The organism is Deltaproteobacteria bacterium (assembly GCA_016178705.1).
Taxonomy (GTDB): domain Bacteria; phylum Desulfobacterota; class Binatia; order HRBIN30; family JACQVA1; genus JACOST01.
This window is the reverse complement of record JACOST010000031.1, coordinates 237,146-246,204: the sequence shown is the minus strand read 5'-3', so window position 1 is coordinate 246,204 and position 9,059 is coordinate 237,146. Positions and strand designations below refer to the sequence as shown.

Here is a 9,059-nt window from a genome sequence, read left to right as displayed (position 1 = left end):
CACCAGGAGACCTGGCAGCGCGATCGCAAGAGCGAGCAGCAGTGTGAGAACCCGTCGACCCATTGCGCGCCAAGCTTAGGGTCGACAGGCCAATCTGTCAAGGTGATTTCCGTCGCTGCGCGGGCGCACGCCTCACGGACCAGCGACGATCTTGAACACTTCGCCGCCGAGGTCGCAGATGTAGACCTCTCCGCGCGCGTCCTCACCATACGACGAAATCGAGTCGATCGAGAGACCGTTGCCCGGCGCCAGCTCCACGGTGTGGTCGCGCTGGTCGGTAACCGTCCCGCCGTTGATCACGAAACTCTTAACGAACGCGGTGCAGAAGTCACTGTAGAAATAGCGCCCGCGCACGTCCGGCAGCGCGCAGCCGCGATAGACGTAGCCACCGGTGACTGCGCAGCCGAAGCCGTGCGAGTAGTCGAGCACCGGCAGCGTCAGCCCGGTCTGGTTGCAGCCCGACGACGGGCTGAAACAGTGCGTGCCTTCCATGATGTTCCAGCCGTAGTTCTCACCACCAGCGCTCGTGTGCGGTTGGAAGTCGACTTCTTCGAAGGCGTCCTGGCCGACGTCGCCGACGTACAGATCACCGGTGCCGCGGTCGAAGCTGAAGCGCCACGGGTTGCGCACACCGCGCGCCCAGATTTCATCGAGCGGGTTGCCGGCACCGACAAACGGATTCGACGGTGGGATGTTGTACGTCGAAGTGCCGTTCACGTCGACGCGCAGAATCTTGCCGAGCCAGGTGGACGTCTTCTGTCCGTTGCCGAGGGGATCGCCGCCGGAGCCGCCGTCGCCGAACCCGATGTACAGGAAGCCATCGGTTCCGAATTGCAACTGCCCGCCATTGTGATTCGAGAACGGTTGGGCCTGCGTGAGGATCACGTGTTCAGTGGTCAGGGCGACATCGGGATCGGCTGATACTTGGAACCACGACACGACCGTATTGCCGCTGGTATCGGTGTAGTCGACGTAGAAACGGCCGTTGCTGGCGTACTGCGGGTGGAAGGCCAGGCTGAGCAGACCCTGCTCGCCACAGCAGGCCACTTTGCCGCTCAGGTCGATGAAGTTGCCACCGAGCAGTACGCCGAGTTTCACGATCCGAATCTCGCCGGTTTGCTGGACGATGAAGATGCGACCCACATCGCCCGGCGGCGCGGTGACGAACAGCGGGCTCGATAGACCCGCAGCCACCAGCTCCGTGTGTAGACTAGTCCCGCTGTGGGTCGGAACCCCGGTACACAAACTTCCGCCGGCCTCGACCGTACAAGTCGAGCTGCAGCCATCGCCGTCGATGAGATTGCCATCGTCGCACTGCTCGAGGCCTTCGGCCACACCATTGCCGCAAATCGGCGGCGGTGTTGGCGTGCTGGTGGACGTGGCGGTCGGCGTTTCGGTTCGTGTCCGCGTCCCCGTGCGCGTGCGGGTCCCCGTCTTCGTGGGCGTCGCCGTAATCGTCGGTGTCTTGGTCCGCGTGCGAGTCCGCGTGCGCGTGGTCGTGATCGTCGCGGTCGGCCGCGGCGTATTGCTAGGGGTTGGCGTGACGGTCGGGGTGCGCGTGCGCGTGCGGGTCCGCGTCTTGGTCACCGTCCGCGTGATGGTCGGCGTCGGGGGGATGGTCGGCGTCGGCGTGATCGTGGGCGTGGGCGTGATCGTGGGTGTACGCGTGATCGTGCGCGTCCGCGTGCGCGTCCGCGTGGCGGTCGGCCGAAGAGTACGCGTGGGCGTGCGTGTAATCGTCGGGGTACGCGTGATCGTGGGTCGCCGCGTACGCGTGCGCGTGATCGTCACTGTGCGGGTGATGGTGACCGTGCGGGTGATGGTCGGGGTTTGCGTGATGGTTGGCGATTCAGTCCGCGTCGGCGTGTCACCCGGGGTCGGAGTCGCTTCGGTTGGCGTAATCGTCGGCGTATCGGCCGGAAGGCGGCCTGCCGCCTGACTCAGCTTGCGGCCGCTCAGCACGTAGACATCGCCGGCCCCGTTGAGCAGATCGTTGAAGCCATCGGCGCCCATGCCGTTGAAGATCAAGTCCGGATACCCGTCGCCATCAACATCACCCTTGGCGCCGCTGTATGCGAGGATATCGCCGACGCTGTTGCCTTCGATGATGAACGGCGTCAGGCCGACCGGTGGGCTCGCCAGATCGACGCTCGCAGGTAGCGCGCTGCTGGTGCCGAAGAATATGGCGATCGACCCGGCATTGGTGCGACTGCCAGGGTCGGCGAGCGGACTGCTGATGATGAGATCGTCTTTGCCGTCCTGGTCGATGTCGGCAAACATCGCCGTATCGCCCGCGATGTCGACCGCGTTTGCACCGTAGAAGAAGGTCACGTTCGACGGCGGGCTGGCCAAATCGATCACACTGCCGGCGAGGCTTGCGCCGCCGACGATCAGCGCAACCTCGCCGGCGTTGTTCCGCAAGTTGCTTGGGCCGTCAGCAGTGAGCGCACCGACCAGCAGATCGCGGTAACCATCGGTGTGGCCCGCGAAGTTGCCGGCGCCAATCTCTTCGCCATACGAATCGCCAGCATCGACGCCGTAGATGAACACCGTGCTCGCTGGCGGCGACGCGAGATCAATGGTGGCCGGGCGCGTGCTCGTCTGTCCGTAGACTATGTACGCCTCGCCCGCATTGGAACGCATGTTGGTCGGCCCATCGCCACCCGCAATCGCATGGCCGCTCCCGTTGCCGGCGCCATCGACCGACGCCGAGAGTCGATTCAATCCCGCACCGATCAGCAACTCCGCGGCGCCGTCGCCGTTCAAATCCGCGGCGCGCACTGTGCAGCCGCTGTGGTCCTCGGGATCGATCCCATAAACAGTGGTGACCGTCACGGCAGGCATCGCCAAGTCGACGCTCGTCGCTGCCCGCAGCGCAGTCCCTCCGTAGACGACATAGGTGTGTCCCGCATGCGGACGCAGGCCGCTCGGGCCATTGCCTTGATCCGCGCCCAACACGGCGTCGGCGACGCCGTCGCCGTCGAAGTCCCCCGCACTGACCCACACTCCGAGACGATCACCGGCGGCGGCGCCGTAGATCATCGTTACTGGATCGTCTTGAGCGAGCGCTCCCAAGTCGATCACGCGGCCGCCAATAGATGCGCTACCCCACACAATGGCCACTTCGCCCGAACCCGCGCGCCCGTTGCCGGCGCCGTCGCCCTGCTGCGCCCCGAGAAGCACATCGTCGAAGCCGTCACCGTTGAGATCGCCGGAAAATACTTCCGTACCGAGGAAGTCGAGCGCGTCGGCGCCGTAGATCAACGTCACATTGCTGGGCAGACTCGCAGGATTGAGCGTCGCCAAATCCAGCTCGCCAGCGATCGAGCCTGAGCTGAGGACTAGCGCCGCCTCACCGGCACGGCTGCGAGTGCGGCCGGGACCGCTGTCGGCGTTCATCGGTGTCAGGATGACATCGCGCTTGCCGTCACCGTTGAGGTCGCCGCTGGCCACCGGCAAGCCGAGTCCGGCGCCATCGCCGGTGCGTCCATAGATCGTCCACTGTCCCGCCTGCGACGTGTTGCCGACGTTCCAGGTCGCAAACGCCTCGCGCGGCGCGCTTCCGAACATCATCACGACTGCGATACTTGCGAATGCGGCGCGCACAGTGCGCCGAGGGGCTACGCGGATCATGGTAGACAGGATACCATCCGCGCTCCGCTGTCCCAAGCTAGATTCCGCTGCGCAGACTCCCTGGCACTTGCCGCGCACAACCGCGGCTCAGTTCGCCAGTACGCCGCGCACCGCACTGACCAGCTGAACGCCAGCCAACGGCTTGGTCAGGTAGGCATCTGCTCCGAGGTGGCGGGCGAAGTCCGACGTATCCTCTTCGTCGCGACCGCTGACCACGATCACCTTCGGGCGCTGACCGCCGCCACGCAGTTGCGTCGGCAATGCCTCGCGCAAGCTGCGCAGCACTTCAAAGCCATTCATGCCGGGCATTTGCAGGTCCAACACCAGAACGTCGATCGCGACGCGCGCGATCAGTTCGGGTACTTCACATCCATCGCTCGCCGTCACCACCTCAAAGCCCGCGCGTTTGAGCGTGCGACTGAGGAATGTTAGAAAGCGGGCGTCGTCGTCGACAATCAGGATCCGAATCGGTTTCATGGTGACTGGCTTGCGGAAGTACTCTGGGCTCAAGCCTAGCACTGACAGTGGTGCCATCGGAAGGGATCGCGCACATACCCATGGATCTCAGATTCGAAGCTGACGCGTTGTCCGGTGCCGACCACGCAGCGTTGCAGGAGTTGGCGGAACGCCTCTGGGAGACCCGCGGCGAGATCGGCGCTGAGTGGGCGCACCGACTCGTTGCCATCGTTCCCGATCAAGTCGGTGCGGAGATTTCAGTTGACGATCTCGCACGCCTCAACGAGCGCTTTCTATCGCTGGTGCTCGAACAGATTCAACTCGGCGATTGGGACGGCCTCTACTCGGCCTTCTATCAACTCAATCGGCAATTGATTGAGGTCGACCTCGAGCGCGCCCCGGCAACCCGCGTCTCGTTAGCGGGCTTGTACACTTCGGCGCGCATCAGTCTGGCTGTCATCAGCGAGCGGCTCGGCGATAACAGTGAACGGCTCGTGCTCGCCTACGCCAAGTTGACCGCGCAGCTCATGATGTTGGTCGGCCGCGCCTACAGTGACGCGCGCGAGGAGTATCTGCAGCGCACGTTCGAGCGGGTCACTACCGTGTCGCACGAGCTGCGTGCGCCCTTGGCGCACTTGTTCGGTTACCTGGAGTTGCTACGGGCGGGAGAGTTCGGGGCGGTCACCGGTGAACAGGAGCGCGTGCTGACCGATCTGATTCGCGAGACCGACGAACTGCACTGGCTGTTGACGGGGATGCTCGATCTGTCGCGTCTCGACGCCGGTCGCGTCACGGTTCGAGTTGAACGGATCGATCTCGCGGCCCTACTCGATGAGGTCGTGCAGGGCGTTCCGCACCCCGATGTCACAATTGCCTGCAGTACGGCGCCTGATCTTCCTCCGCTGCGCAGCGATCGCGTGAAGCTCAAGCAAATCCTCGGCAACATCCTGCGCAACTCGGTTCGACACGGTGGCGGTGCGAGCGTTCGGCTGGCGGTCGGCATGCCGCAACCCGGCAGTCTCGAGATCGTCGTGCGCGACTACGGTCCCGGCATCGCCCCGGAAGACCTGCAGGCGATCTTCGATCTACTCGATCGCGGTCACGCCGCTACCCTTGCGCCCGATGGGTACGGCATCGGCCTCCACGTCGTACGCCGGTTGACCGCGTTGCTGGGCGGCACCATCACTGTCGAGAGCACCCCCGGCGAGGGCGCCTGCTTCCGCCTGACGCTGCCGCAGACCGCGTCCTCTGGCGCATCAGCGTAGGCAACTGCACACGCGAGGGGGCTACCGCGCGACGGCTCCGTATGGCAGGATGCCGCTCGCTGGTTCGACACATGCCCACCGCACACCCGCTTCTTCGCCGTATCGGTCGGGCTCTCGCCCGCGGCCTGCGCTTGCGCTGCCCGCGCTGCGGCGCTGCGACTTTGTTTTGCGGTGCATTTGCGATGCACGAGACCTGCGGCAGTTGCGCCCTCAAGTTCGAACGCGAACCGGGCTACTTCATCGGGGCGATTTACATCAACTACGCGGCGACGGCGGTGTTGAGTATCGCAGGCTTCTTCCTGCTCGATGCCTACACCAGCATCTCCCTCAACAGTCAGCTCGTGCTGTGGTCGGCATTCTGCATCGGTTTCCCGCTGTGGTTCTTCCGCTATTCGAAGAGTCTATGGTTGGCGATCGATTTCCTGTTCAGCCCCGAGCCGCCGTCGTTGCACGTCATTCACCGGCGTGCCGTCTGAAACCTCCTCCCGGTCCATCATGCCTGTCGTTGCAATCGAAGTTGAGCACTTGCGCCATGTCTACGGCGAGCGCGTCGCACTCGATGATGTGAGCTTCTCCGTTGCCGCAGGTGAAATCTTTGCCCTGCTCGGCCCAAACGGGGGCGGCAAGACCACGCTGTTCAAGATTCTCTCGACATTGATGCCTGCGTGTGAGGGCCGCGCACGGCTGTTCGGCGATGACGTAGCGCAAGCGCCGGACGCCGCGCGGCGTCACCTTGGCGTCGTGTTCCAACACCCGAGTCTCGACGGCAAGCTCACTGTGATGGAGAACTTGTTCGCGCACGGGCATCTGTATGGAATGAGCGGCGCGACCTTGCGCCAGCGCGCCGACGTGCTGTTGCAGCGCCTCGGCCTAGCGGAGCGCGCGCGCGACTATGTCGACACGTTGTCAGGCGGTTTACAGCGTCGCACCGAACTGGCGAAGGCGTTGCTGCATCGGCCGCGTTTGCTGCTGCTCGACGAGCCCAGCACCGGACTTGATCCCGGTGCGCGCCGCGACTTCACCCAGTACTTGCGACAACTCCGCGACCAGGATGGCGTGACTATCGTGCTGACGACGCACTACATGGAAGAAGCGGAGCGCGGCGATCGCATCGCGATCCTGCACCAAGGCAAGTTGGTGAGCGTCGGCGCGCCGGCAGAGCTGAAGAACGAAGTCGGCGGCGACGTGGTGGTGATGCAGTCGGCGAACGCCGAAGGGCTGCGCCGCAAGATTCGCGAGCGCTTTGGCTGCGAGGCGACGTTGATCGACGGAACCTTGCGAGTGGAACGGCCGCGCGGTCACGAGTTCGTGCGCGATGTCGTCGAGGCCTTTCCATCCGACGTGACGTTGGTGACCTACGGCAAGCCGACGCTGGAAGACGTGTTCATTCATCGGACGGGGCATCGCTTCTGGGCCGACGGCGGAGCCGACGCATGAGCGCTCTGCTGCTACCCGTCTACACGCTGTGGCGTCGCGAGATCGTGCGCTTCGTGCGGCAGCGCAGTCGCGTCACCGGCGCGTTGATGCAGCCGCTGGTGTTCTGGTTGCTGCTTGGTGGCGGACTCAATGCGTCGTTCCGTCCCGCCGGCGCACCGGAGGGCACCAGCTACGTCGCCTACTTCTATCCCGGAACGCTCGCGCTGGTGCTGCTCTTCACGGCAATCTTCGCGACCATCTCGACCGTAGAAGACCGCCGCGAAGGATTTCTCCAAGGGGTGCTTGTCGCGCCGGTACCGCGGTGGGCGATCGTACTTGGCCAAGCGTTCGGTGGCACCACGCTCGCGGTGGGGCAAGGCGTGTTGCTGCTCGCCCTGGCGCCACTGATCGGAATTCCGCTGTCGCTCGTGTCGGTCCTCGCCAGCGTTGCGGTGATGCTGATCGTGTCGCTCAGCCTGACCTGTCTCGGGCTGATCATTGCCTGGCGGATGGAGTCGACGCAGGGGTTTCACGCGATCATGAATCTGATTCTGATTCCGATCTGGCTGCTATCGGGCGCGTTCTTTCCGGCGAGTGGCGCCCCTGCCCCACTGAGTTGGTTGATGCAACTCAATCCGCTTACCTACGGCATGGCCGCACTGCGTCGCTGTCTGTACTGGAGCAACGCGGCCGCGGTCGGTGCCGTACCGACGATGATCCCGTCGCTGCTGATCACTGTCCTCTTCTGCGCCGTCACGCTCTGGGGCGCCACCCGCATGGCCCGCCGCGCCGCAACGTGAGCCGTTCGCGTCCGCAACTGGAGTAGCGCGGGCGACCCGCCCGCGGGTTGGATGCAGTGTCTGCCTTTTCCTCTCGGTAACCCAATTGTAATTAGCTGTATGACCGTGGCCGAAGAAGAGACACTGCTGAGGGGTGGACGGACGACTGCCGAAGTCGTCCGGATCGGAGACACCGTGCGCCGTCCGATGAGTTCGCAGTCGGCGTTCGTCCATTCCCTGCTCGGCCACTTGGAGGGGAGGGGTTTTGCGGGTGCGCCGCGCTTTCTAGGCGTTGATTCTTCGGGCCGCGAGATCCTTTCCTATCTGCCGGGGGAGGTTCCCAATGAGCTCGGAGAATTTACGCGGTCACAGCTCGTCAGCGCCGCGCTCCTTTTGCGTGAACTGCATGACGCCACTACCGACTATCAGTTGAGGGAGGGGTGCGAAGTCGTTTGTCACGGTGACGCGAGTCCATGCAACTGCGTCTTCGTTGATGGGCGACCGGTTGCCTTCATCGATTTCGATGCGGCTCGTCCGGGTCGTCGCCGTGACGACGTGGGGTACGCAGCTTGGTTGTGGCTCGATATCGGAAGGTCAAACTTGGCGCCGCACTCGCAAGGGAGGCGCATCGCGGAGTTCTTTCTCGCGTACGGCGCGATTGAAGTTGCGGACTCCTTGCCGGCCGTGCTCGACGCCCAAACAGAACTGTCTCGGCGACCCAACACACCGTCGGCAACGAAGCGATGGGCGCAGAGGTGTCGAGCATGGGTGGAACAACATCTTGCCGAGTTGACGCGAGCAGTGAATGCACCCACGGTCTAACTCGAAGGCTGCGGGCGCTGGCGCGAGCGTGATTGAAGCAATTGGGCGTGTCCAAGATCAGAGCATGATGCCAGGGCGCCGCCGCGCCTGAGCCGCAAGCTCGTTAGGTTGCTCATGCAAGGTCGCGTCATCGCGGTTGGTTCGAGTCCTACTCACTCCTTCTCCAAGAGCGTGGTCTCGCAGATCACGCTGCTTGCTGGTCTCGGGATCGAGGGCGACGCGCATTGCGGAGTCACCGTCAAGCACCGGTCTCGTGTTGCCCAGGATCCAACCCAACCGAACCTGCGCCAAGTCCATCTCATCCATAGCGAGCTCTTCGAGGAACTGAAGCAGAGGGGCTTTGCAGTCGCACCCGGGCAGCTCGGCGAGAACATCACCACACGTGGCGTGGACTTGCTGGCGTTGCCCGTTGGCTCGGCGCTTCACATTGGCCCCTCCGCGATCGTCGTACTCACAGGCCTGCGCAATCCATGCATTCAGCTCGACCACTTCCAATCTGGGCTGATGTCCGCCGTACTGGATCGCGCTGTCGATGGAACGCTCATGCGCAAAGCCGGCGTCATGGGTATTGTTGTGGCAAGCGGCACGGTGCACCTCGGTGCGCCGGTTAACGTCAGACTACCGGCTGAGCCGCACAGAACTCTTGAGCGCGTGTAGAGGGGCCTAGATCGCGCGCTTGATTTCTCTC

At 64.0% G+C, this 9,059-nt stretch carries 8 protein-coding genes; 6 read left to right on the top strand and 2 right to left on the bottom strand.

The genetic code is table 11. From position 1 onward, the window contains the following. Positions 1-132 precede the first annotated feature (132 nt). Positions 133-3,576: a PQQ-dependent sugar dehydrogenase gene (locus tag HYR72_24270; protein MBI1818108.1), complete on the bottom strand. Its 3,444-nt coding sequence runs from the start codon at positions 3,574-3,576 to the stop codon at positions 133-135. A gap of 144 nt (positions 3,577-3,720) precedes the next feature. Next, entirely contained in the window at positions 3,721-4,110 is a 390-nt protein-coding gene (locus HYR72_24265; GenBank protein ID MBI1818107.1) for a response regulator transcription factor, read from the bottom strand. Positions 4,111-4,190: 80 nt separating this feature from the next. Here HYR72_24265 and HYR72_24260 point away from each other — a divergent pair, with 80 nt between their 5' ends. From HYR72_24260 to HYR72_24235, 6 genes are all read left to right on the top strand, one after another. After that, positions 4,191-5,354, top strand: coding sequence for a HAMP domain-containing histidine kinase (locus HYR72_24260; protein ID MBI1818106.1), 1,164 nt, complete (start codon positions 4,191-4,193; stop codon positions 5,352-5,354). Between the two features lie 182 nt (positions 5,355-5,536). Beyond that, entirely contained in the window at positions 5,537-5,830 is a 294-nt protein-coding gene (locus tag HYR72_24255; GenBank protein ID MBI1818105.1) for a DUF983 domain-containing protein, read from the top strand. Between the two features lie 19 nt (positions 5,831-5,849). Continuing rightward, on the top strand, positions 5,850-6,791 hold the full coding sequence (locus tag HYR72_24250; GenBank protein MBI1818104.1) for an ATP-binding cassette domain-containing protein: 942 nt from the start codon (positions 5,850-5,852) through the stop codon (positions 6,789-6,791). Next, entirely contained in the window at positions 6,788-7,570 is a 783-nt protein-coding gene (locus HYR72_24245; protein MBI1818103.1) for an ABC transporter permease, read from the top strand. Before HYR72_24250 ends, HYR72_24245 begins: the two co-directional genes overlap by 4 nt. Before the next feature lie 99 nt (positions 7,571-7,669). Then, the gene (locus tag HYR72_24240; GenBank protein ID MBI1818102.1) at positions 7,670-8,371 is read left to right on the top strand and encodes a phosphotransferase; all 702 of its coding nucleotides are present in this window, start codon (positions 7,670-7,672) and stop codon (positions 8,369-8,371) included. Between the two features lie 114 nt (positions 8,372-8,485). Next, positions 8,486-9,028 (top strand): MOSC domain-containing protein, encoded by a 543-nt coding sequence (locus HYR72_24235; protein MBI1818101.1) that lies wholly within the window; start codon positions 8,486-8,488, stop codon positions 9,026-9,028. The last annotated feature ends 31 nt before the right edge of the window (positions 9,029-9,059 follow it).